Raw genomic sequence first — 23628 nt, 5'->3', positions numbered from 1 at the left:
GTTAATTAAAAGTTTGATGTCTTGTTGATGTCTTCAGTTTTCAAGGTGCGAGTGTCTCTTGCGAGACGTGAGAGACGAGCTCTCAAAACTGAACGATGGGCATGTCCCGTAAGGGACGTTTTCCTTAGAAAGGAGGTGATCCAGCCGCACCTTCCGATACGGCTACCTTGTTACGACTTCACCCCAATCATCTACCCCACCTTCGACGGCTGGCTCCTTGCGGTTACCTCACCGGCTTCGGGTGTTGCAAACTCTCGTGGTGTGACGGGCGGTGTGTACAAGACCCGGGAACGTATTCACCGCAGTATGCTGACCTGCGATTACTAGCGATTCCGACTTCATGCAGGCGAGTTGCAGCCTGCAATCCGAACTGGGAACGGCTTTATGGGATTGGCTCCACCTCGCGGTCTCGCTGCCCTTTGTACCGTCCATTGTAGCACGTGTGTAGCCCAACTCATAAGGGGCATGATGATTTGACGTCATCCCCACCTTCCTCCGGTTTGTCACCGGCAGTCTCCCTAGAGTGCCCAACTGAATGCTGGCAACTAAGGATAGGGGTTGCGCTCGTTGCGGGACTTAACCCAACATCTCACGACACGAGCTGACGACAACCATGCACCACCTGTCACCATTGTCCCCGAAGGGAAAACTTGATCTCTCAAGCGGTCAATGGGATGTCAAGAGTTGGTAAGGTTCTTCGCGTTGCTTCGAATTAAACCACATGCTCCACCGCTTGTGCGGGTCCCCGTCAATTCCTTTGAGTTTCAGCCTTGCGGCCGTACTCCCCAGGCGGAGTGCTTAATGCGTTAGCTTCAGCACTGAGGGGCGGAAACCCCCCAACACCTAGCACTCATCGTTTACGGCGTGGACTACCAGGGTATCTAATCCTGTTTGCTCCCCACGCTTTCGCGCCTCAGCGTCAGTTACAGACCAAAGAGTCGCCTTCGCCACTGGTGTTCCTCCACATCTCTACGCATTTCACCGCTACACGTGGAATTCCACTCTTCTCTTCTGTACTCAAGCCTTCCAGTTTCCAATGGCCCTCCCCGGTTGAGCCGGGGGCTTTCACATCAGACTTAAAAGGCCGCCTGCGCGCGCTTTACGCCCAATAATTCCGGACAACGCTTGCCACCTACGTATTACCGCGGCTGCTGGCACGTAGTTAGCCGTGGCTTTCTCGTAAGGTACCGTCAAGGTACGAGCATTTCCTCTCGTACGTGTTCTTCCCTTACAACAGAGTTTTACGATCCGAAAACCTTCATCACTCACGCGGCGTTGCTCCATCAGACTTTCGTCCATTGTGGAAGATTCCCTACTGCTGCCTCCCGTAGGAGTCTGGGCCGTGTCTCAGTCCCAGTGTGGCCGATCACCCTCTCAGGTCGGCTATGCATCGTCGCCTTGGTGGGCCGTTACCCCACCAACTAGCTAATGCACCGCAAGGCCATCTCAAGGTGACGCCGGAGCGCCTTTCATCACCGGACCATGCGGTCCAATGAACTATCCGGTATTAGCTCCGATTTCTCGGAGTTATCCCAATCCTTGAGGCAGGTTCCTTACGTGTTACTCACCCGTCCGCCGCTCATTCCACTGCCTTCCCTCCGAAGAGTTCCGTCAGCTTCCTGCGCTCGACTTGCATGTATTAGGCACGCCGCCAGCGTTCGTCCTGAGCCAGGATCAAACTCTCCATAAAGTGTTTGACTTGCTCGTTGTTGTGACCGGAGTCACGATTGACGAAGCTTGCGCTTCATTCGTTTTTGTATTCCGTAGAATACGATTTTTGCCTCATCGTTCAGTTTTCAAAGTTCGTCTGCCGCCTTAGCGACTTTAATAGATTAACAGGTTGTTTTGTTTATGTCAACCATGCTTTTTGAAAAACTTTTCAGCCCCAACGAACCGTTTATAAAAGGCGTCTCGCTGGAACATTTATTAATATAACAACATAATTCGACAAACACAAGCATTATTTTAAAAAAACTTTGCAAAGAGTTTAAATCCTCTTCGCAAAGTCTTTACCTTCTTAACATGGCGCCTACTGTAAACGCGATATTCGCTGGGCGTTCTGCTAGCCGTCTCATCAAATACGTATACCAGTCCAAACCATGCGGAACGTAGATGACGACACGATAACCTTGTCGAACTAGCTCTTGTTGTCGTTTTGGTCGCATGCCTTGAAGCATTTGAAATTCAAACCGTGATGGATCAATTTGTTTCATTTGAGTAAAGTCAATGATTTGCTGAATAACTTGTTCATCATGTGTCGCGATTTGCGTGTAGTTGCCTTCTAACAAATTAATCTTCACTAATTGAAGGTACGTCTCATCGACGGTCTTTTTAGGTTGAATATAGGTTTCATCGTCTCCATCGTATGCGCCTTTGACGACACGTACTGTTGCCTGAAGACGTTCTAGATCAAAACGACTGCGGTATACATTTGCCTGTAATGCAATTCCGACGTTCGGATATCGTTCATGCACGCGTTCAAATATTTGCACAATCGACTCAACCATCGTTGCTTCTTCCATGTTGACTGTCACACGCATATTTCTCTGATCAGCAACCTCTGCAATACGACTCAACTGTTGATAGGCGATATCTGGATCAATCCTTAATCCGATTGAAGTAAGTTTTAAAGATACTTGTGCATCTAGATCATATGCTTTGATTTGTCCGATGACTTTGATGCATTCATTCGCAATATCTACTGCGTCTTGTTCAGTCTCGATGAATTCGCCTAAACAATCTACTGTCGCCGCTCGTCCATCTTGATTGAACTGTTTGACTGTGTCGAGCGTCTCTTCCGCGCCCTGCCCTCCGACGAACAATGTTCCACCAAGTGGTAACCCGACTTTTCTGGCGAATTGAATAAGTAACTTATTCTCGGCCAAGTACTCGAATACAGGTCCAGTAATCTTCTGTAACATCTGAATCACCCTCTCTCTTCTCCCTTACCCTCTCCCTAACAAAAAAACGTCTTTCTTCTATATAGAAGAAAGACGCAGTTTGAATTAGTGCAACCAGATGAAGTAACCGAGGAATCCAAGTGATAATACGTACATGATTGGGTGTACGTCCTTTGCTCGTCCTTTTGCGATCATCGTGACCGGGTAGAAGAGGAAACCGAATGCAATCCCTGTTGCGATCGAATACGTTAATGGCATCATGATGACGGTCAAGAAAGCTGGAACCGCATACTCGAATTTTTTCCAATCGATTTGCAGCAATGAAGCTGCCATCAATACACCGACGATGATCAATGCGGGTGCTGTGACCGGCGCAGTGATGATCGCGAGTAACGGTGAGAAGAATAAAGCGAGACCGAAGAACAATGCTGTAACGATGGCTGTCATCCCTGAACGACCGCCTGCTGCGACTCCAGCACTGGATTCAACGTATGAAACCGTCGTCGATGTTCCGAGAATCGAACCGGCTACGGTTGCTGTTGAGTCAGCGATTAATGCGCGACCTGCGCGTGGTACTTTATTTTCTTTAATTAGACCCGCTTGGTTTGCTACCGCAACCAACGTGCCCGCTGTATCAAAGAAATCAACGAAGAAGAAAGTCAGGATGACGATCATCATTTGGACCGTGAAGATTTCATTAAAGTGAAGAAATGCCTGTCCGAAGGTCGGTGCAATACTTGGTGGTGCTGAAACGATTTCACCAAAACTAGTCGGAACTGGAATTAATCCGAAAATCATTCCGGCAATGGCTGTTATAATCATTCCGAAGAAAATCGCGCCTTTGACACCGCGTGTCATCAAGACAGCTGATACGACAAGACCGAATACTGCGAGAAGTGTTGTTCCCTTGCTTAGGTCACCGAGCGAAACAAGTGTTGCTTCGTTCGCGACAACTAAACCACCTGTTTTCAAGCCGATAAAGGCGATGAACAAACCGATACCTGCTGCGACTGCCATTTTCAACGGCTCTGGAATCGCATTGATGATCACTTCACGAATGCCTGAAGCCGTTAATACCATGAAGACGAGACCTGAGACGAGAACGCCCGAAAGTGCAGTTTGCCATGGAATACCCATGCCAATGACGACACTATATGCGAAGAAGGCGTTTAAACCCATACCCGGTGCAAGCGCAATTGGATAATTCGCAAATACTCCCATTGTGATGGAACCGATGATTGCGACGAGCGCTGTAGCACCGAATACCGCTCCCGCATCCATGCCTGCCTCTGCTAATGTGTTCGGGTTGACGAATAAGATGTACGCCATCGCGAAGAACGTCGTCATGCCGGCGATGAACTCTGTACGCATATTCGTACCAAGCCCATTGAAATCAAAGAAACGCGCAATCGCATTTTCTTTTGCTTTCGGTTGGTGTGGCTGTTTCAATTGTGTGCTCATGATTGCCTTCCTTCCAAATAAGCCGTCTCCTTGAAAACGAAAAACGGCCCTTACCTAAGCGGTAAAAGCCGTTTCAATAAGCGCACGATGTTGCATGTGCGCCGTAGTAGGAACCTTTACGGTGTTCCTGTAGAGACTTCCGGGCCCTATCCCCAGAATTATACGGCATTATTTATGTTTTTTAGTGGTATGAAAAATAAGAACAGACACATCGTAGCACGGTCAAATTCACGGGTCAACCATAAAAACGAAATTTAACCACTTATTTTATCCGAACGTTCGGTTTTGTAAGCGTTATTTTTGAGTTGTCTTTAATTTGCAGTAAAAAAGGAGATAGCTGATCGCTATCTCCCTCTTAGTTTGGTCCATTACAGTCGTTTATGATCGTCACGGTCTACGTCCGTTCTCGTATCCGTACCTTCATCAATATCTGCTTCCTCGCGTCGTACCGTTTCAGATACAGTTTCTGTATCTCGCACTTTACGTTTTCCAACAACAATTTCTTCAGAGACTACATCTTCTTTTGATACTACTACCTTTTCTTCTGAAAGCGGTACGTGAATGGAGTCGTTCTCATCTACAAAAGCATCTGTTCCCGACGCATTATGATCCACTTTACGTCGTTCCACATAAACTTCTTCCCTCTCTACCGGCACCTCGATCGATTGTTGATCTTCGACTACGTGTTTACTGACGTTTACCTCCCCTGTTTGCACTCTTTCTTTATCTACATTTAACCGTTCTTCATGCAGGCGAAGGCGTTCTTCTTCTGTATCACTGTTCGTTTCAGTAACGCCAGTCCGATCTGCACCAGACCGATCGACCCCTAGAGTATCGTCATAGTCTTGGCTTCGGTCTGCACTTAAAGTGTTGTCGTAGCCTTGGTCTCGATCTGTCCGGGAAAGAGAGCCGTTATTAGAGAGATGGTCGTTGTGATCCCGATTTGCTTCGACTCCCGTGCGATCATATTGATTATCGTTTACTCCAGAAGTTTGGTTGTAGCTTTGATTATGCTTTTCGTAAGAATCGCCATAGTCGCTGTCTACATATAAAACCAGCTTGCCGCTTTCTACCTGACGACGGTATTCTTCTGATTCATCATGCGATAAGCCCATTCCGCGGAATGCTTCCGTAGAAGAGTCGTCTGAAAAGGCAGCCATGAATTTCCCCATAAATCCTTGGTGCTCTTGTTCACCGGCAGTATCTACATTGACGTTTGTCTGATTCTCTACCATGGAGAAGGAATGTTTATCTTGAGCCACGACATACATATCTCTTTCGTCATATCCCTGCGCTTTCAATTCGTTTACTTTACTCAGTACTTCCGCTTGGGTATTAAATACTTGGATAAATGTATCTTCTTTTCTCGTCATGATCTCTTCCTCCTTTTTAATAAATGCCACAAAAAATAATAATTAGCTCTTGAAAATCAATCTTATATGCCAACAGTTTGAATTTCCCCTACTTTTTTTCTGATTAAACCTGATTTTTTTGTACATCTTTTTTAATTATTGAAGGCTTTTTGGAATGTATTGATCCTGTTTACTAGAGCATGTTCATTATTAAAATTTTTCCTGTTTAAAACGTTTTAGTCATGCTACGCAACAAGAAAAGACCCTTACCTAAGAAGTAAAAGCCGTTTCAATAAAGGTACGATGTTGTATGTGCGCCATAGTAGAAATCATTACGGTGTTCCTGTAAAGTCTTTCAAACCCTGTCCCCGGAATTATACGATAATATTTTTTATTGATATGAAAAACAAAGACAGCCACATCATAGCATGGTCAAATTTATGACTAAACCATAATCTAGTCGATCGACTTCAGCTCATGCCCAATCTATTATGAGAGCGTGCATCCTATCCGTTTAATGATTTATTATATATTCCAGTAAAAACTAACAAAATATCTCGATACATCTTAATTGAATCTCTCGAATAAATTGATTTTGTCTAATGTCATCCAACAGTTCGATGCGATTGGTTACGAAAAAAGCTCACTTCCATTCACAAATAATGTGAACAAAAGAGAGCTTCATTTTGAAATCGAATTGTTGAAGGTGAAACAGACTTCATTTCACCTATCCCCTTTAACACATTGATAGGACAGGCTTCATGAGACGAATTTTCTCAGCAAGTCTAGTTCTTATTCCCACTCAATCGTTGACGGTGGTTTCGACGTCACATCGTACAGGACGCGGTTAACGTTCTGGACTTCGTTGACGATTCGAACCGAGATCTTCTCAAGCACGTCCCATGGGATACGTGCCCAGTCTGAAGTCATCCCGTCAATTGACGTAACAGCGCGGATTCCGACAGCATAGTCGTATGTCCGCTCATCGCCCATGACACCAACCGAACGGATTGGAGGAAGGACTGTGAAGTACTGCCAGATTTCGCGCTCGAGTCCTGCTTTTTTAATCTCATCCCGAAGAATGAAATCAGATTCGCGGACGATTTCGAGTTTTTCATCTGTGATTTCACCAAGGACACGAATTCCGAGACCTGGTCCTGGGAACGGCTGACGCCATACGATTTCATCAGAAAGGCCAAGTTCTTTCCCGAGTTCACGAACTTCATCCTTGAACAACGTGTTGATCGGTTCGATCAATTCAAACTGCATGTCTTCCGGCAATCCACCGACGTTGTGGTGTGATTTGATTGTTTGTGCCGTATCCGTACCACTCTCAATGATATCCGTGTAGAGCGTACCTTGGGCAAGGAAGTCCATATCCGTCAGCTTCGAAGCTTCTTCATCAAAGACGTAGACGAACTCGTTACCAATGATTTTACGTTTTTGCTCCGGATCCGAGATACCACGGAGTTTGTCGAGGAAACGATCCTGAGCATCAATCTTGATGACGTTCATGTGGAAGTGATCCGCGAATGTCTTCATGACGCTTTCCGCTTCTCCCTTACGCAGTAAACCGTGATCGACGAACATACATGTCAATTGATCACCGATTGCCTTGTGGATCAAGGCTGCGACGACAGACGAGTCGACACCACCTGAAAGGGCACAAAGAACTTTTTTATCGCCGACTTGTTCTTGGATCTTCGCTACTTCGATTTCGATGAAGTTCTCCATTGACCAGTCGCCTGCACATTTACAGACTTCAAAGAGGAAGTTCTTGAGCAATTCTTTTCCGAAGACCGTATGGTTTACTTCTGGGTGATACTGCACACCATACATTTTCAACTCTTCGTTCTTGATCGAAGCGATTGGACATGACACGTTCGTTCCATCGACGACGAATCCGTTTGGCACAGATGTGACGAGGTCACTGTGACTCATCCAGACCGTTTGTTCTAGCGGTAAGTTCGCATACATCGGTGACGGGTCTTGTAACGTCAATGTGGCTTTTCCATATTCACGATGTCCCGCACGTTCCACTGTTCCGCCGAAATGTTGTGACATGAGCTGCATGCCGTAACAGATTCCGAAGATTGGAATACCGAGGTCGAAGATTTCCGGGTCACACCGGTACGCATCCTCTGCGTAGACGCTACGTGGACCACCCGAGAAGATGATACCAGCAGGTGCGATTTCTTTTACTTCAGCTGCAGTGATTTTATGCGAATGCAATTCACTGTAGACACCAAGGTCCCGAATACGACGTGTGATCAATTGATTGTACTGTCCTCCAAAATCGAGGACGAGAATCATTTCCTGGTCCAAATGTGCTTCCAAATCTGTTCCCGCCTTTCTGATTTCATGCGTACCCTATGAAAAAAGCCCGCTCTTCGCCCATGGATAAAATGGAAAAAGAGCAGGCCGCTTCACAAAAAAATGTATACGAAGGGTCTGCTCCTTCATAGTCAGGTCGTTTAAGGTGACCCGGTAGAGACTCTCGCGCCATATTCGCGAGTATATACAAAGGAGATTGCATGTGTGTGATTTACGTTGTTCCCATTGTACCTGTATCGTTTCGTAAATATCAACCCTCTACATGACGAATGATATTTTCGAAATATTCACGTTTTTTATCAGCCGATAATGATTCTCCACCATAAACCATCCGCTCGTAAGCATCCGTCAACGGTCGCATCGCGTACGTCTCGTAGTACCCATCGACTTCGTGAGCAAGTTCCGCAAGCGTCCGACCATCTTGATAATGGAATCCTTTTTTATCAAGACGCCGCAAGAGATACCGATACATCCGTCGGAATCCTTCCGGTCGTTCAATCTGTCTCCGGAAGAAGAGAATCGCAAGCGTCCGAATAATCGGTTTTCGGAACAAGTAGAGGAACAAGAGAGCAAGTGCCGTCAGGAAGATTGGCCAAAATGGAATTGACTTCTGCTCCGTCTGTCCGGCGCTAGTCGTCTGTTCTTCATCGAGAAGATTTTCTTGAGGACGATTTGGCGTCGTTGTCTCCGTATTATCTTCTGTCTCACGTTGCGGATTTGCTTGTTCCGTCTCGTTGTTCGTTTCCCGATCGATCGTGTATTGTCCTTCTCCATCGAAACTGACTGTCGGTTCAAGCGGTACCCAGCCTGGTCCTTCAATGTAAACTTCGACCCACGAATGGGCATTTTTATTGCGTACTGTATAACTCGTCACGGCAGCTCCGATGACGTCGGATTCGCCCCCCGTGAATCCTTTCACCCAGCGTGCGGGTAACCCAGCTGCCCGAAGTAACACAGTGGCTGATGTCGAGAAGTTATCACAGTATCCGAGTTTCGTCTCGAACAGGAACTGATCGACGTAATCCTGATTTTCTTTCGGTACAGCAACATCTTCTGTATTGTATTCAAAGTTTTCTTCTTCGAAATAATTTTCAATCGCCCGTGCTTTGTCCCATGGTGTCTCCTCACCCTCGACGATTTGTTCCGCTAAATCACGAACTCGTTGTGGTAAACCTTCCGGCAGTTGAAGATACCGTTCTGTTTCTCTATCCGATAAATTGACGGGTTCATCTGTCTGGAGCTGTTCTTCCGTAAAGAGTGGGTACGAATAGTCGATTCGATAGTTCCGTTGACGATCCGTCTCGTCGAGATACGAAATTTTTTGATTCTCGGGGTCAACCAACACATTTTGTCGTTGTTGATCCACTTCGACCCGTACATTGTCACCATTATATGGCACGAATGGTAATTCACGCGCCATTTCAAATGTTGCTGTCTCTTCGCGGGTCTTGACCTCTGTACCGAAGGTCGAGAAAAAACCACGTCCATCGATTTCAGGGTTTGACTTCGATAAGACCCAGCCTTTACCAGTATAGATGTCTTTCGTCTCGACTCGCCAGTAGCGGTTCCCTTCACTTTCGACTTGGAAGACTTCCCGGTCGTCCATTTGGAATGGTCCTCCAAGTTGCTCATCGTTGTTACCGTATCCGACCTTCTGAATCGCATTTGTCGGCTCTCCTTCCCCTTCAAGACCCGACGTCAAATCGTACCAACTGTCTTGCCATGTCGCATTGATGACAGGACTTTGGACAGCAGCGACGATGACAGCTCCCATGATGAATAATGCGCTCAGTGGGCGTACGTAGGAAGCACGCGGTCGTTCATTGACCTCCGTCGCATACAGCAATACCAAAGACAAGATGATCGGATAAAGAATGAACGTCTCTCCCGAGTAATCCGTCCAGGTATCGCAATAGGCAATGAACCCGATGACTCCGAAGGCAAGTCCGAAGACGAACCCACGATTCGGGAACGTCCGGCGCGCGAGATAAGCGATCAAGAAACTGATCAAACCAATCGACAGCGCAAAGGCTGGTCGTCCCGGTAATTCACCATTGATGACACTTCGAATATCCGAGCTGATTTCCGTAAAAATTCCCCACGGTGCAGAACCCGGTGTCAAAATCAAGTAGAACGACAATAGTAGCCCCGCGAGACTGCCAAGTAAGAAGTAACGTCGCGCGAGATGCGATAACAGTAAAGGCAGGAACAGCATCGGTAAGAAGGACCAAAGATGCTCGAATGTCGTCAGTTCGAGAAGTGGTGGCATGAAACAAGTCAAAAGGGCTGCTGCGATGGCGTTCCAGATTAATCGTCGTATCATCGCACTCCCCTCCGTTCTGGTGTATAGACATGAACGGTGGCTTCTTGATTAATCTTCGAAATCCATAGTTCATTGTTTGATTCAAGATCCGGTGTGATAAAGAGGACATTCCCGCTCAATCGAAGCGCCTTGGACGAGTACTCCCATGACTCGATGAACGTCCGCGTCCGACTCGGTTGCGCCGTCATCAGGTAATGCGTCAGTTTCGCTCCTTCAAGTGGTAATGACAATGATTGAACGGCATGTCCGACGAGATGGATCCGGTAGCTCAGTCGTCGCTTGTTCAACTGATCCGTCGTTTCTGCGAGCATCGAGATGACACGTTCGAAGGCTTCACCCGCCTCCGTTCCCTCATCAAAGACGATCGTCGTCTCCCGTTCTTGCTCTCGTTCGAACGTCTTCGTCATCAACCCTTGGCGTTTCGCTGTCGCTTTCCAGTCAATCTGATTCATCCGATCCCCACTGACGTATTCCCGGACCCCGACGACGGTAAAGGACGACTGGCGAAGATCAAGTGACACCGGTGAGATCCCGCCATCGCCACGGTCTTCCTCATGGGGAAGCTGAACGGCAAGGCGCGCTGGTTCAATCGCAAGATACGTCTCGACCGGAAACATCCGCTTCCGCTTGAATAACCCGAATGGATCCGTGATTTCGACGATACAGCCTGGAATCTGATACACCCCTCGACGAATCGATGGTATCGTGTAATCGATTTGCTCCGTCTTCCGGTAATGGGCTCGGAGTGGACGGCTGATATCGAGTTTTTCTTCACTGAGTTCGTTCGGAATCACCTCCGTCACTTCGACGGCTCCGACGAGAAACGGAAAACGTCGACGAACCCGTAAGGAAACCGGGATATCGGTTCCAGCAACGAGCATCTTGTTCGATACTTCGCGCGTCGCAAGTGCCTGCGTGACGGGCCAAACGAGGAAGAGCGTCCAGTAGACGGTCAGACCAGCCATGACGTAAAACAGCAAGGAAGCGACATTTCCGCCATCAACGCGCGCATATGCCCATAAGGCTGCCGTCGTCAAAAGTAATACAGCGTAACGCCAACCAATTTGCCACTTCGTCATAGGGACTCCACGTCTTGTTGGATCGGTACAGCAACCTCTTTTTTGATCTGTTCTAAAATCCGTTCCGACGATTGACCGTGATAACGCGCATCCGCTGTCAAAATCAGGCGGTGTGACAGGACTGGAATCAAGAGATGTTTAACATCATCCGGCAAAACGAAACTGCGTCCTTCCATGTACGCCCACGCTTGCGCGACCTTCATCAAGGCGATCGAAGAACGAGGACTCGCGCCGAGGTAGAGTGACCCATTCGTCCGTGTCGCTTGAACGAGATGGACGATATATTTTTTGACAGGCTGTGAGACATGGACGTTCTTGACGTCTTCTTTCATCTGGAGCAATTGCTCGCGACCAATTACAGCTTCGAGTGTTTCGATTGGTTCATCCCGTTCAAAACGCGTGAGCAACTTCATTTCTTGCTGGAAATCAGGATAACCCATTTTGACTTTGACGAGAAAACGGTCGAGTTGTGCTTCTGGTAACGGATACGTTCCTTCATGTTCAATCGGGTTTTGTGTCGCCATGACGAAAAAGGGATTCGGAAGCGTATGAATCTCACCATCGACGGTGACGTTCGCTTCCGCCATTCCCTCAAGTAAGGCAGATTGAGTTTTTGGTGATGTTCGGTTGATCTCATCGGCTAAAACGATGTTTCCCATTAAAGGACCCGGTCTATATTCGAACTGGCTTGTTTTCTGATTATACATCGATACACCCGTCAAATCTGACGGAAGTAGGTCTGGCGTGAACTGAACACGTTTGAAGGTCAACCCGATCGATCGGCTGAACGCACGGACGAGCATCGTCTTCCCGACTCCCGGTACGTCTTCTAATAGAACGTGACCGCCCGCTAGTAATGCTGCCAATGATTGTGTGATGACATCTTCCTTACCGATGATGACTTTCTCTACGTTGTCGATAATCGCTTGAATCTCCTTAGTGTATGTTCGCATTGTCAGGCCCCTTGCTCTCATAGTAGTTGAATTTTCTGACTTTTTATATCATCTCATATTCCGCTATACTTTTAAAGAAATACGAGCAGTTTCAAGCACGTGAAAAAGGGGGAACGCCGTAGCGTTTCCCCTTATTTGTTTCAGGAACGAACACATGCCGTGATCCGTTCTTGAACCGTGCAGTTGCACGTAAAACACGAATACATCCGTGTCAATGGACAACGTTCGTCAAGTCCGGTGATCCTCTTCTTTCAGAAGCGACATGCGATCGTTCCCTCTACATTGGTAATCATTCATGTGCATCACCATCCTTTCATATATTGAATATTACCGAATATGTTATAAATGAAACGTCGAATTTTAATTATTTTTTCCGATACCGCGCATAGGTCGTCGCGAGTGCGACCGCAAGGACCAGCCCTTTGATGATATTCAACGAATAGTATGGAACAGACAACATGACAAGACCATTTTCAAGAATCCCGACGAGACAAGCCCCGACGAGTGTGCCAAGGGCATTCGGTTTTCCTTGCCCTGCGAACGACGAGCCGATGAAGGCAGCTGCGACCGCTGGCATCAAGTAACCGGACCCGGCGTTGATTTGCGACGATCCGACTTGTGACGCAAGCAAAATCCCACCGATTGCAGCAAGTAACCCAGCAATCAGATATGCGAGTGCCCGGTAGCGGTTGACACGAATTCCCGTCAGTCGTGCGGCTTCCGGATTCCCACCGATGATATAGAGAAAACGACCGTGTCGCGTATGACTTAAAAAGACATGTGTCATAGCGACGACGACGAGCATGATGACGATGATCCAAGGCGCCTGGCTGATTTTCGCGAACGCCTCCGGAATTGTGCCGACTGTTGGTGTACCGTCTAAGCGCGGCATTCCGGCACTGATTGAACCACCACCAGTATACGTCATCGCGGCACCTTCGACGATGAACATCGTCGCAAGCGTCGCAAACAAATCCGGAATCTTAAACCAGACGATAAGTAAGATGTTCAACAAGGCGACACTTAAAGACAGAAGGAGTGCTAGACCAATCGAGACACCGAGTGGCAGACTGTACCAGACGAAGAATGAGACGACGAAGGAGCTTGCAAGTGTTGCAGTTGATCCTACGGATAAGTCAAATCCATTAATCGTCAATGAAACCGTCAAACCAATCGCGATGATCGTCACGATGGAGATACTTCGTAAAATATTAATCAAATTCGTCCCTTGTAGGAATGTTGGAGCCGTCGTCGCAAAAAACAGGACGAGGGCAAGGATCGCGAGGACGATCCCCCAGTCGTTCAAGAATCCAAGGACCGGACGTAAACCTTTCCCCCGATTCGTTTGTTTTGATACTACCTCATTCATCGTTGCCCTCCTCCTGTCGCATACCACAACAAGGTTTCTTCTGATGTATCCGCCGTCTTCGTTTCATGGACAATCCGTCCATCGAACATGACGTAGATTCGGTCCGTGACGGTCAAAAGTTCATCCCATTCACTCGTCGCGTAAAGGATCCCTTTTTGTTGTTGCGCGAGTTCGTCAATCAGACGATAGATATCTTGTTTAGCTCCGACATCGACACCTTTCGTCGGTTCATCTAAGACGAGGACAGAAACATCGGTCAGTAACCATTTTCCGATGGCGACTTTTTGTTGATTCCCACCGGATAGTTGACCTACTTCCTGTTTCACGTCTGCCACTTTGATGCCCAGCTCCTTGACCCATTTCGATGCCTGTTCGACTTCTTTACGACGATCCATCAGTCCCCAGCGGTTGACAAAATCATGAGCTGCCGCTGCTGTCAGGTTTTCTGCGACAGAATCGGCAACAAGAATTCCTTCTTTTCGCCGTTCTTCCGGAACGAGACCGATTCCCGCTTGAATCGCAGCTTGTGGGTCGCGAAGGCGATGGGCTTTTCCACCTATACGAACCTCCCCTTCCTGAAACGGGCGATCACCGAACAATGCTTTGCATAATTCCGTTTTACCGGCACCGACAAGACCCGCGATACCAATGACTTCCCCTGCTTGAACCGTCAAGGAGATGTCGCGGACGTCCGCATTCGTGGCACTCTCGACCGTCAGTACGTTCGTCGCATTGATCCGTGACGTTTTCGCGACAGACGTAAGCTTACGCCCGAGCATCTGCTCAACGACAGCTTCCTTCGTGATGTCTGTCAAAAGATGTCGCGAGATGAGTTGACCGTCGCGCATGACCGAGATGGAGTCGCAAATGTCATACAATTCTTGTAGGCGGTGGGAAATGAAAATGATCCCAAGTCCCCGTTCCGCTAAACGACGCACGACTGAAAAGAGATGGCTTGTTTCCGCCTGACTGAGAGGTGCCGTCGGTTCATCCAAAATTAAAAAACGACGTTCCTGAACGAGGGCGCGTGCAATCAATACGAGTTGCTTTTCAGCAAGACGTAATTCTTCGACACGTGTCTTGACGGAAATATCCGCCTGTAATGTCGCTAACGCTTCTTTCGCACGCTGTATGTAACGGCGTTGGGATACCAAACCCGTCATTGTTCCGTCCGTCAACAGATCGAGACAGATATTCTCAGCAACCGTCAAATACGGGACAAGCGCCACATCAACCTCTTGTTGGACGAGATCGATCCCGATTCGTTTTGCATCACGCGGAGATTGAATTGACAGTTCTTTCCCGTCAAGACGGATGATTCCTTCATCCGCTGTTTCCGCTCCGGATAAGACTTTCATCAGCGTCGACTTACCGGCACCATTCGCACCGACAAGCGCATGAATTTCACCAGACTTCACCTCAAAGGAGACTTGCTTGAGTGCCTGGACTCCCGGAAACGCAAGTGAAATCCCGGTCATTTCCAGGTGATGATTGATAGACGTCATTGTTTTTTATGGACGTCACGCAACCGGTCCATCCACGGCTCATTGAATTTATCCGACGTACTCCAATCTTTGATGATCGTATCGAGATTATACATCGTTGTGTCCTGCTTCAATGCCTTCTGCTCAACGAGTTTCGCATCGAGATCAAAGCTATCTGGTGTCTTCTCTCCGGCGATTTTCTTAGCCAGTAGTCGCATGTCCGTTTGTCCAATCAGGAATGGATCCACCGCACTCGTCGAAACCCAGTTGCTGCCTTTCTCACGCATCAGGTTGATGTCCTGATTTGAGACATCGATCGAGATCAATGGGATTTCTTGACGTTTATTATCCTTGAGCGATTTGTAAGCGCCTTTTGCGACTTCGTCCCATGCTCCCCAAACGGCATCAACGCTTCCTTTCGGGTATTTCGCGAGAATGGCATTCATCTTTGTCGCGATATCCCCTTGGACATCTTGGAAGTTCGTCGGTCCAACCGTCTCAAGCGTTTTGATTTTGCCGTCTGCTTCGTACGTCTTATAGATTTCCTGACGACGATCGAGCGGGGCAAAACCTGGTCCGAACCAGAGTTTGATGACACGGACCGGCTTTTTGTCCGTCACCTTCGTCACTTCATCGAGTGATAGCTTCGCAAGTTGATGATCGTTTTGGAACGTTTCCGTCACGTCTTGTAGAGATGCCCCTTTTTTCTTCGTGACCGTATCGAACGTCACGACCTTCAGTCCTTTATCGACTGCTGGTTTGATCATGTCATAGGCATAGTCTTCCTTACCGTGCGAAATGATGAGCCCATCATAATCTTGCTGAATCGCCTGCGCGACCAGTTCCTTGAACTTGACATCGTTACCTTCCGAAATGAACGTGCTGACTTTAAAGCCGAGCGCTTCTCCTTCACTTCGTGCGCCATCAAGGAATTGCTTCGTATGGTCGTCCGATGCGAGGTTACGGATGACGGCGATCTTGACGTCCGATTGAACTCCTTTTGGTACATCCTTGACGACTTTCGTCGTCGCTTCTCCATTCGCACAAGCCGCTAGTAATAAGGCCGGTGCTAGGACGGCGTAAGCTAATTTTTTCATGAATTGTCTCCTTATCCGAGGGGTTGAAGCCCCATTAATTTTTCAATCGTTTCTTCATTCGGTTGCGTGATAATACCAAGTTCGGTGATGATGCCCGTGATCAATGTGTGTGGTGTGACATCAAAAGCTGGGTTGAAGACAGCAACTCCTTCTGGTGCTGTCGCAACACCTTGGACAGTCGTCACTTCCTGCGGATCACGTTCTTCAATTTCGATCGCGTCTCCGGAAACAAGTGAGAAATCAAACGTCGAGAGCGGTGCTGCGACGTAAAACGGGATACCGAAAGCTTGAGCGAGTAATGCTAGTTGGAACGTTCCGATCTTATTCGCCGTATCTCCGTTGCGTGTAATCCGGTCCGCCCCGACGATGATTGCATCGATCTGTTTTTCTTTCAGCGTATGGGCGACCATGTTATCTGTAATTAGCGTGACATCGATGCCGGCACGTTGTAGCTCCCATGTCGTCAGTCGTGCTCCCTGCAGTAATGGTCGCGTCTCACTCGCAAAAACAGATAATTCAATGCCGCGTTCTTTTGCGATATAGAATGGCGCAAGTGCTGTTCCATAAGCAGCGGTCGCAATCGATCCAGCATTACAGATCGTTAGGATCCGGTTACCTGACTGGAACAATTCAAGTGCATGAATCCCGATTTGACGTGACGTCTGCGCATCCTGATCGTATAAGGCAATCGTCCGCTGCTCTAGCCGTTCGCGGATCTCTTCTACCGACGTCCCGTCTTGAATGATTGGATTCAATTGATCAAGGACATTTCGTAAGTTAACAGCCGTCGGTCGTGTCGCGAGTAACGTCGCTGATGTCTCAAGCAAGGCTTGCTTATAGATCGACAGTTCTGCTTCAAACCGGTACGCCTCTTGAACGAGTACGAATCCGCCAAATAAACTGATCGCAGGCGCCCCTCGGACGCGCAGTTGTTTAATCGCTTCGACCGCTTGTGCAAGATCGGTAATGACTTCATAGTGTTCTTCCTGCGGTAGACGTGTCTGATCGAGAATCGTCAAGACACGATCTTCATAACGAATACTTTGAACGAATGTACTCATCGGCTAAGTTCCTCCGTTACGTCGAAGTTTCGTAAATCATCAAATGTCCGGCATTCGGTCCGACGTTTGATTAACGCCGATCCTAAACGTAAAGCATGTTGTTTTCGTTCTAGTCGTTCTGTCATAGAACTAATCGTTTCTAAATCAGCGACTGGTGCGAGTCCGATCGTCCGACGAATCAGTTCGCAACCGGCAAAGCCAAGGGCATCCTGCAAGATCGTGCTCAGTACATCGTCGACGAGTCCCGATGTCCGGAATGGTTCGACGGCTTCGCGTTCCCATAAGGCGCGGAACGTCGAAGCGAACGTCAGCCAGAACGTATCGATGTCGCGAATCCGGGCATCACGAAGTGCTGAATAATCCGGGTATGCTGCAAAGAATAAGTGGGCGATGAACTGTCCGACATCAAATCCGAATGGACCATAAAAGGCGAATTCTGGATCGATGACTTTCGTTTCCGTTGCCGAAGCAAAGATGCTTCCTGTATGTAGATCGCCGTGTAGCAACGCATCTCCTTTCGTGATGAAAAGCGCTTCGAGTTTTGCGACTTCGCGTTTCAACTCATCGTCCGCCCATAGACGTGCCACCTCTTCTTCAAGCCCGGCTTCAATCTCGTTCGTCTCCGCGTCATGGAACGGATCCGTGAAGATTAATTTTTCCGTGATGTCGCACAAGTCCGGATTGTAGTACGTTCGGGCGACACGTTTTTTTTCAACCGGACCAAGCGCAAAGTCCGATGTATGGAATAAAGTCCGAGCGAGATAAGAACCAATATGTTCCGCAAGCAACGGATACTGTTCACCTGCGAGTAAACCGCTTCGAACGATTGTCAGATGTGAAAGATCTTCCATGACCGTATACGCCTCGTCGTGACTAGCATGAAAAACACGCGGTACGAACGGCACGGCATGCCGGGCGAATTCACGGAGTGCGGATTGCTCGATCCACGCCCGCTCGAGTGATAGTGGCCAGCTTTCACCGACGACTTTCGCGTACGGAAGTGCTTGTTTTAGAATCAATCGATGTTCACCTTCTCGAATTCGAAAGACAAGATTGAGATTGCCGTCGCCAATCTCTTCTGCTTCGACGGCTCCGTCGCCGATCAGTCCTAGTGAGCGGACCCGTTCGATCGCGTCCTGTTCTGTAAATGCTTTGTATGTCATCTCAGTTCCCCCTGTGTGATACACGAAAAAGCGCCTCTTTTCGTCATCGAAAAGAGGCGCAGGAAAGTCACTGCGTCCTCTTATCTCTCAGACGAAACGTCTGTTGGATGTAGCACCGTGCCAAGTGGTCGGTTGCTGCGGCGTCATCGGGCCAATTCCCTCTGCCAACTCGCGATAAGAGTCGTATGTAGTTGTCGTGTGTGATATTGATTTGAATCTTACGCAATCCTCTTCCCTGCTGTCAAATCGAAATCAAGCAGAAACGGATATCGTTTTTGCTCCATATATAGAAAGAGTATTTTCAAAAAAATAAATTTTCTAAAAATAGTTTGACAAGTCGTGACTCTCATGTAAAAATTGCAATTAGATTTCACAATTTCATCCAATTCTTATCAAGAGCAGACGGAGGGACAAGCCCTACGATGTCGCAGCAACCGACCTTTTGGCACGGTGCTAATTCTTGCAGCTACTAAGCTGACAGATAAGAGTCCACGTTCGAATCATTCATGGTCTCTTGTCGCTGACAAGAGACCATTTTTTTATTGAAGGAGGAAAGACATGGCTTACATCACAGCTACTTATCAATTGACCGCCCGCGATCGACTGGAGCAACGCGCCGAACAACTCGCGCTTGGTCTGACGGTTGGTTCCTGGACGGAGCTGAATCATCTTGAGCAACAACAACTCGCCTCATTCAAAGGAGAAGTCGTACATACGGAAGAACGCGACGGTAAAGGCTATATCACGATTCGTTACCCGGAACACAATGTATCGCGCGACTTTTCTGCGATCTTGACGACCGTCTTCGGGAAACTCTCACTCGACGGTGAAATCAAATTAACAGAACTGCTACTACCCGATACATTCACGTCGGATTTTCCAGGTGCGAAGTTCGGGATCGAAGGAGTTCGTTCCTTGATTGGTGTCGAAGATCGTCCACTGTTAATGAGCATCTTCAAAGGGGTCATCGGACGCGATTTATCGTTCCTTCGTGATCAACTCGAAGGACAACTTGCTGGTGGGATCGATCTCGTCAAGGACGATGAGATCTTATATGACAATCCGTTGACACCGACGATTGATCGGGCACGGATCGGACGTGAGGTTATCGATGCTCATTTCCACCGGACCGGTAAACGTGCGTTGTATGCGATCACACTTAGTGGTCCCGTCTTTACGCTCAAGGATCAAGCCAAACGATTGATTGACGCTGGAGCAACTGCTTTCTTGTTGAATACCTTCACATACGGACTCGACGTCTTACGTGAATTGGCAAGTGATCCGGAGATCAACGTTCCCATTTTCAATCATCCGGCTTACAGCGGTGCATTGATTGCTAGCCCGAACCACGGTGTTGCAGCGCCTGTCTTACTTGGCACATTACCGCGCGTTGCTGGTGCAGACTTAACACTATTCCCGTCACCTTACGGCAATGTCGCTCTTCCGAAGGACGTCGCCCGCGGCATCGCGGTCGAAGCGACTCGCTTCGGTCAGACGAAAGCGATTTTCCCTGTCCCTTCAGCCGGTATTCACCCAGGACTCGTTGCTCAACTCGTACGCGACTTCGGGATCGATTCCGTCATCAACGCTGGTGGTGGCGTACATGGTCATCCGCAAGGTGCTGCGGCTGGTGTTATCGCTTTTCGTCAAGCACTTGATGCGGCACTCGCAAATGAATCCCTATCGAATGCTGCGTCACGACATGAAGAATTACGAGTCGCGCTCGACGCTTGGGGGATCAAGTCATGACCTTACGAATTCTTTGTGACTTCGACGGTACCGTGACGATGCAGGATAACATCATTGCACTCATGGAGGTATTTGCGCCAGTGAATGACTTCGAACCGTTGAAACGTGGCGTGCTCGACCGGACGTTGTCGATCCAAAGTGGTGTCGGGCAGATGTTCGCGCTTCTGCCGTCCGACGGTAAAGCGGACTATCTTGATTTCTTGATGGAGCGCGCTGTCATTCGCGAAGGATTTTCGGAGTTGCTTCAGTACAGTCGTCGTCAAGGAATCCATTTTTCGATTGTTAGCGGTGGAATGGACTTTTTCGTCGAACCGATCTTAGCACCGTTCCTCGAGCAAGAGCAGATTTACTGTAACATTGCCGATTTCAGTGGTCCATTTGTCCACATCGATTGGCCACACGCCTGCGATGCCCATTGCACGAATGGATGCGGCTGTTGTAAAACATCCGTTGCCCGTACATTATGCAAAGACGATGACGTCATCATCGTCATCGGTGACTCAGTGACGGACTTCGAACTCGCAAAACAAGCGGATCGTGTCTATGCCCGTGATTATCTGATCACGTTGTGTGAAGAAAATGATATCGCCTATACACCTTTTGAGACGTTCCACGATATCGTTCATGATTTAGCACGATCGGAGGTGACGATATGACATTCATGCGACGGTATGAAGAACTACGCGCCATCAAACAAGAACTTGCAGCGCGCGATTGGTTCCCTGGTACGAGTGGTAACCTCGCCATTCGGACGTCCGGTATTCCGATTGAATTTCTTGTGACGGCAAGTGGGAAAGATAAGCGGCAAACGACTCCTGACGACTTCGTTCATGTCGATGCGACCGGTCAATTGATCGGCGAGCAATCCGGGCGCCCTTCTGCTGAGACATTGCTCCATGTCGAAGTGTTCAACCGAACGAACGCCGGATGTTCCCTGCATGTCCATACGATTGCGAACAATGTGATTTCGGAGTTATATGGCGATCAGGGAAGTATCACCTTCTCCGGTCAAGAAATCATCAAGGCACTCGGTCACTGGGAAGAAGATGCGACGGTCACGGTGCCGATCATTCTGAATCACGCGGACATCCCGACACTCGCTGCTGCTTTTGCGCCATATGTCACAGCGGACAGCGGTGCCGTCCTGATTCGCAATCACGGAATCACGGTCTGGGCACCGACCGCCTTTGAAGCAAAGAAACACCTCGAAGCCTTCGAGTTTTTATTCAACTATACGTTGACGTTGCAATCATGCCGTCAATCTATCTATTAAAAGGAGGAATCATCTCATGGCAACAGTCTTATTCCAAGAAACAAACACACGGTATACGGATCAAACGGAAGTCGCTGACTTCCTCGCATCGCGCGGCGTTCTTTACGAACAATGGGACGTCTCAAAACTACCAGCACCTCTCGTCGAGAACTTCACACTGACGGATGCCGACAAACAAACGATTCTCGATACGTTCGCTCCAGAAATCAAAGACGTATCAGAACGTCGTGGATATCAGACAGCTGATATCATTTCACTTTCGGATACGACACCGAACCTTGACGAGTTGCTCGTCAACTTCCAGAAAGAACATCATCACACGGATGATGAAGTCCGTTTCATCGTAAGCGGTCACGGCGTCTTCGCGATCAAAGACGAAGAAGTCGGCTACTATAACATCGAACTCAATCCTGGTGATTTGATTTCTGTTCCTGTCAATACACGCCACTACTTTACGCTCCAAGAGGATCGGAAAGTCGTCGCTGTTCGAATTTTCGTCACGACGGATGGCTGGGTTCCAATTTACGAGAACGAGACATCCACGGTCTCTTAAGAACGACAAAAGCGTTGATTTCTTCTATATAAGGAGAATCGGCGCTTTTTCTTATCTCACAAACATATCACTACATCGACACGTAACAGATATAATGAGGGAAAAGCGATTGGGGAGTGAGCAACATGCATATTCGTCCTGTAACGGAACATGATTTACCCGCCGTTCTATCCATTTATAATGAAGGCATCGAAGACCGAATCGCAACGCTTGAGACGGATCGAAAAGATTTATCGTTCATGACCCAGTGGTATGCAGAGCGTACGCATCGCTACGCTGGATATGTCGCAGAAGATGAGACAGGTGTCCTCGGCTTCATTTCTCTTGATCCGTATAACCCGCGTCCTGTCTATGCGACAGTTGGTGAGATTTCCGTCTACATTACTCGAACACATCGCGGACAAGGGATCGGGACACAGTTGTTAGAAACTGCCGAACAACATGCGCGCGATCATCAGATGCATAAGCTGATTCTCTTTACCTTCCCGTTCAATAAAATCGGACAAAAGCTCTACATCCGTTCCGGATTCCGGATTGTTGGGACATTTAAGGAACAAGGTCGCTTGAACGGCGAATACGTCGACGTCATGGCGATGGAGAAACGCTTACGATAGGATTCATTGAATGCCAGACGGGGAATAATCAATCCGAGTCATTGAGAGAGGATGAACCTAATGGATATTCAACAAATTCGTAATGCGACGCTTGTCGTCACGTATGCCAATCAAGTTTTACTGATTGATCCGTTTCTCGGCGAAAAAGGCAGTTTACCTCCTTTCGGTCAAACGCCGAATGCCGTCGCCAATCCACTCGTCGACTTACCGGTCGATGTTAAGACACTGCTCGATCCTGACGCTGTCTTCGTCACGCATCTGCACGCGGATCATTTCGATGATGCTGCAAAACAATTTCTACCCAAGCATTTGCCATTCTATGCGCAGCAAGAAGAAGACGCACGGCAAATCCGAGAAGCCGGCTTCACGAACGTCTCTTCCTTCGATTCCGGTGTGACGATCGGTGATATCCAGGTCCATCGAACAGGTGGACAGCATGGTGTCGGTGAAATCGGTGAACGAATGGGACATGTCTCCGGACTCGTCCTCACGCATCCGGACGAACCGACGCTTTATATCGCAGGTGATACGATCTGGTGTGACGAGGTCGCGCATGCGATTGAACAACATACACCAGATATCATCGTCGTCAACAGTGGGGCTGCCCAGTTCCTGACGGGAGAACCGATCACGATGTCGCAGCGTGATCTCCTTGCCGTACACGAAGCAGCAGCGGAAGCAACGATCATCGTCTCGCACCTCGAGTCCGTCAATCACTGTCTCCTGCGGCGCGACATGATTGCTGACTTTTTAGCTGCTTTCCACCTCTCTGCCCATTTCCTCATTCCGGAAGATGGCGAAACGATGTCATTTTAAGAACAAATCAAAAGTCTCTTTTCGAAATTCATCGAAAAGAGACTTTT

The 23628-nt window shown here is 48.2% G+C and carries 18 protein-coding genes, 1 rRNA gene and 5 riboswitches; of the genes, 6 read left to right on the top strand and 13 right to left on the bottom strand.

Annotated elements, in window-relative coordinates:
• Positions 1-128: 128 nt before the first annotated feature.
• From ACN9MT_RS02365 to mtnK, 13 genes are all read right to left on the bottom strand, one after another.
• A 16S ribosomal RNA gene (locus ACN9MT_RS02365) occupies positions 129-1690 on the bottom strand.
• Positions 1691-2009: 319 nt separating this feature from the next.
• Positions 2010-2921: a proline dehydrogenase family protein gene (locus tag ACN9MT_RS02360; protein WP_056063692.1), complete on the bottom strand. Its 912-nt coding sequence runs from the start codon at positions 2919-2921 to the stop codon at positions 2010-2012.
• A gap of 84 nt (positions 2922-3005) precedes the next feature.
• On the bottom strand, positions 3006-4310 hold the full coding sequence (locus tag ACN9MT_RS02355) for an NCS2 family permease (RefSeq protein WP_035411623.1): 1305 nt from the start codon (positions 4308-4310) through the stop codon (positions 3006-3008).
• A gap of 135 nt (positions 4311-4445) precedes the next feature.
• Positions 4446-4547: riboswitch (purine riboswitch) on the bottom strand.
• Between the two features lie 182 nt (positions 4548-4729).
• Complete coding sequence (locus ACN9MT_RS02350) at positions 4730-5734, bottom strand: DUF2382 domain-containing protein (protein WP_426272711.1); 1005 nt, start codon at positions 5732-5734, stop codon at positions 4730-4732.
• Between the two features lie 279 nt (positions 5735-6013).
• Positions 6014-6115, bottom strand: a riboswitch (purine riboswitch).
• A 390-nt stretch (positions 6116-6505) separates the two neighbouring features.
• A complete protein-coding gene (guaA, locus tag ACN9MT_RS02345) occupies positions 6506-8026 on the bottom strand; it encodes a glutamine-hydrolyzing GMP synthase (RefSeq protein ID WP_051353615.1) in 1521 nt (506 codons plus the stop codon).
• 129 nt (positions 8027-8155) lie between these two features.
• Positions 8156-8257, bottom strand: a riboswitch (purine riboswitch).
• A gap of 40 nt (positions 8258-8297) precedes the next feature.
• On the bottom strand, positions 8298-10370 hold the full coding sequence (locus ACN9MT_RS02340) for a transglutaminaseTgpA domain-containing protein (RefSeq protein WP_426272710.1): 2073 nt from the start codon (positions 10368-10370) through the stop codon (positions 8298-8300).
• Positions 10367-11449 (bottom strand): DUF58 domain-containing protein, encoded by a 1083-nt coding sequence (locus tag ACN9MT_RS02335; protein ID WP_035410944.1) that lies wholly within the window; start codon positions 11447-11449, stop codon positions 10367-10369. Before ACN9MT_RS02335 ends, ACN9MT_RS02340 begins: the two co-directional genes overlap by 4 nt.
• Positions 11446-12402, bottom strand: coding sequence for an AAA family ATPase (locus ACN9MT_RS02330; RefSeq protein WP_035410946.1), 957 nt, complete (start codon positions 12400-12402; stop codon positions 11446-11448). The genes ACN9MT_RS02335 and ACN9MT_RS02330 overlap by 4 nt, the downstream gene beginning before the upstream one ends.
• A 364-nt stretch (positions 12403-12766) precedes the next feature.
• Positions 12767-13771 carry an ABC transporter permease gene (locus ACN9MT_RS02325; protein ID WP_056063700.1) on the bottom strand — a complete coding sequence of 335 codons (1005 nt, stop codon included), beginning with the start codon at positions 13769-13771 and terminating at the stop codon, positions 12767-12769.
• Positions 13768-15276 carry a sugar ABC transporter ATP-binding protein gene (locus tag ACN9MT_RS02320; RefSeq protein WP_426272709.1) on the bottom strand — a complete coding sequence of 503 codons (1509 nt, stop codon included), beginning with the start codon at positions 15274-15276 and terminating at the stop codon, positions 13768-13770. Before ACN9MT_RS02320 ends, ACN9MT_RS02325 begins: the two co-directional genes overlap by 4 nt.
• Entirely contained in the window at positions 15273-16352 is a 1080-nt protein-coding gene (locus ACN9MT_RS02315; protein ID WP_056063708.1) for a sugar ABC transporter substrate-binding protein, read from the bottom strand. The genes ACN9MT_RS02320 and ACN9MT_RS02315 overlap by 4 nt, the downstream gene beginning before the upstream one ends.
• A gap of 11 nt (positions 16353-16363) precedes the next feature.
• Positions 16364-17413 (bottom strand): S-methyl-5-thioribose-1-phosphate isomerase, encoded by a 1050-nt coding sequence (gene mtnA / locus ACN9MT_RS02310; RefSeq protein WP_056063711.1) that lies wholly within the window; start codon positions 17411-17413, stop codon positions 16364-16366.
• Positions 17410-18576 (bottom strand): S-methyl-5-thioribose kinase, encoded by a 1167-nt coding sequence (mtnK, locus tag ACN9MT_RS02305; protein WP_056063714.1) that lies wholly within the window; start codon positions 18574-18576, stop codon positions 17410-17412. Before mtnK ends, mtnA begins: the two co-directional genes overlap by 4 nt.
• A gap of 77 nt (positions 18577-18653) precedes the next feature.
• Positions 18654-18757, bottom strand: a riboswitch (SAM riboswitch).
• 205 nt (positions 18758-18962) lie between these two features.
• Positions 18963-19064, top strand: a riboswitch (SAM riboswitch).
• Positions 19065-19134: 70 nt separating this feature from the next.
• Between mtnK and ACN9MT_RS02300 the strand changes: the two genes are divergently transcribed.
• From ACN9MT_RS02300 to ACN9MT_RS02275, 6 genes are all read left to right on the top strand, one after another.
• Positions 19135-20325: a 2,3-diketo-5-methylthiopentyl-1-phosphate enolase gene (locus tag ACN9MT_RS02300; protein ID WP_426272708.1), complete on the top strand. Its 1191-nt coding sequence runs from the start codon at positions 19135-19137 to the stop codon at positions 20323-20325.
• On the top strand, positions 20322-20981 hold the full coding sequence (locus ACN9MT_RS02295; RefSeq protein ID WP_035410962.1) for a 2-hydroxy-3-keto-5-methylthiopentenyl-1-phosphate phosphatase: 660 nt from the start codon (positions 20322-20324) through the stop codon (positions 20979-20981). The genes ACN9MT_RS02300 and ACN9MT_RS02295 overlap by 4 nt, the downstream gene beginning before the upstream one ends.
• Entirely contained in the window at positions 20978-21598 is a 621-nt protein-coding gene (locus ACN9MT_RS02290) for a methylthioribulose 1-phosphate dehydratase (protein ID WP_035410965.1), read from the top strand. Before ACN9MT_RS02295 ends, ACN9MT_RS02290 begins: the two co-directional genes overlap by 4 nt.
• A gap of 16 nt (positions 21599-21614) precedes the next feature.
• Positions 21615-22151 (top strand): 1,2-dihydroxy-3-keto-5-methylthiopentene dioxygenase, encoded by a 537-nt coding sequence (locus ACN9MT_RS02285; RefSeq protein ID WP_035410968.1) that lies wholly within the window; start codon positions 21615-21617, stop codon positions 22149-22151.
• Between the two features lie 125 nt (positions 22152-22276).
• A complete protein-coding gene (locus ACN9MT_RS02280) occupies positions 22277-22765 on the top strand; it encodes an arsinothricin resistance N-acetyltransferase ArsN1 family A (protein ID WP_056063724.1) in 489 nt (162 codons plus the stop codon).
• A gap of 60 nt (positions 22766-22825) precedes the next feature.
• Positions 22826-23581, top strand: coding sequence for an MBL fold metallo-hydrolase (locus tag ACN9MT_RS02275; RefSeq protein ID WP_056063727.1), 756 nt, complete (start codon positions 22826-22828; stop codon positions 23579-23581).
• The last annotated feature ends 47 nt before the right edge of the window (positions 23582-23628 follow it).

It is taken from the genome of Exiguobacterium sp. R-17 (assembly GCF_049913315.1).
GTDB lineage: Bacteria > Bacillota > Bacilli > Exiguobacteriales > Exiguobacteriaceae > Exiguobacterium_A.
The sequence above is the reverse complement of the archived record's forward strand: the minus strand, read 5'-3'. Positions and strand labels throughout refer to the sequence as shown.

Coding starts and splice junctions, on each gene's coding strand:
- guaA (WP_051353615.1), bottom strand. CDS start 8,026: ATGATTCTCGTCCTCGATTTTGGAGGACAGTACAATCAATTGATCACA.
- mtnK (WP_056063714.1), bottom strand. CDS start 18,576: ATGACATACAAAGCATTTACAGAACAGGACGCGATCGAACGGGTCCGC.
- ACN9MT_RS02320 (WP_426272709.1), bottom strand. CDS start 15,276: ATGACGTCTATCAATCATCACCTGGAAATGACCGGGATTTCACTTGCG.
- ACN9MT_RS02340 (WP_426272710.1), bottom strand. CDS start 10,370: ATGATACGACGATTAATCTGGAACGCCATCGCAGCAGCCCTTTTGACT.
- ACN9MT_RS02275 (WP_056063727.1), top strand. CDS start 22,826: ATGGATATTCAACAAATTCGTAATGCGACGCTTGTCGTCACGTATGCC.
- ACN9MT_RS02295 (WP_035410962.1), top strand. CDS start 20,322: ATGACCTTACGAATTCTTTGTGACTTCGACGGTACCGTGACGATGCAG.
- ACN9MT_RS02330 (WP_035410946.1), bottom strand. CDS start 12,402: ATGCGAACATACACTAAGGAGATTCAAGCGATTATCGACAACGTAGAG.
- ACN9MT_RS02325 (WP_056063700.1), bottom strand. CDS start 13,771: ATGAATGAGGTAGTATCAAAACAAACGAATCGGGGGAAAGGTTTACGT.
- ACN9MT_RS02290 (WP_035410965.1), top strand. CDS start 20,978: ATGACATTCATGCGACGGTATGAAGAACTACGCGCCATCAAACAAGAA.
- ACN9MT_RS02350 (WP_426272711.1), bottom strand. CDS start 5,734: ATGACGAGAAAAGAAGATACATTTATCCAAGTATTTAATACCCAAGCG.
- ACN9MT_RS02280 (WP_056063724.1), top strand. CDS start 22,277: ATGCATATTCGTCCTGTAACGGAACATGATTTACCCGCCGTTCTATCC.
- ACN9MT_RS02360 (WP_056063692.1), bottom strand. CDS start 2,921: ATGTTACAGAAGATTACTGGACCTGTATTCGAGTACTTGGCCGAGAAT.
- ACN9MT_RS02300 (WP_426272708.1), top strand. CDS start 19,135: ATGGCTTACATCACAGCTACTTATCAATTGACCGCCCGCGATCGACTG.
- ACN9MT_RS02315 (WP_056063708.1), bottom strand. CDS start 16,352: ATGAAAAAATTAGCTTACGCCGTCCTAGCACCGGCCTTATTACTAGCG.
- ACN9MT_RS02285 (WP_035410968.1), top strand. CDS start 21,615: ATGGCAACAGTCTTATTCCAAGAAACAAACACACGGTATACGGATCAA.
- ACN9MT_RS02335 (WP_035410944.1), bottom strand. CDS start 11,449: ATGACGAAGTGGCAAATTGGTTGGCGTTACGCTGTATTACTTTTGACG.
- mtnA (WP_056063711.1), bottom strand. CDS start 17,413: ATGAGTACATTCGTTCAAAGTATTCGTTATGAAGATCGTGTCTTGACG.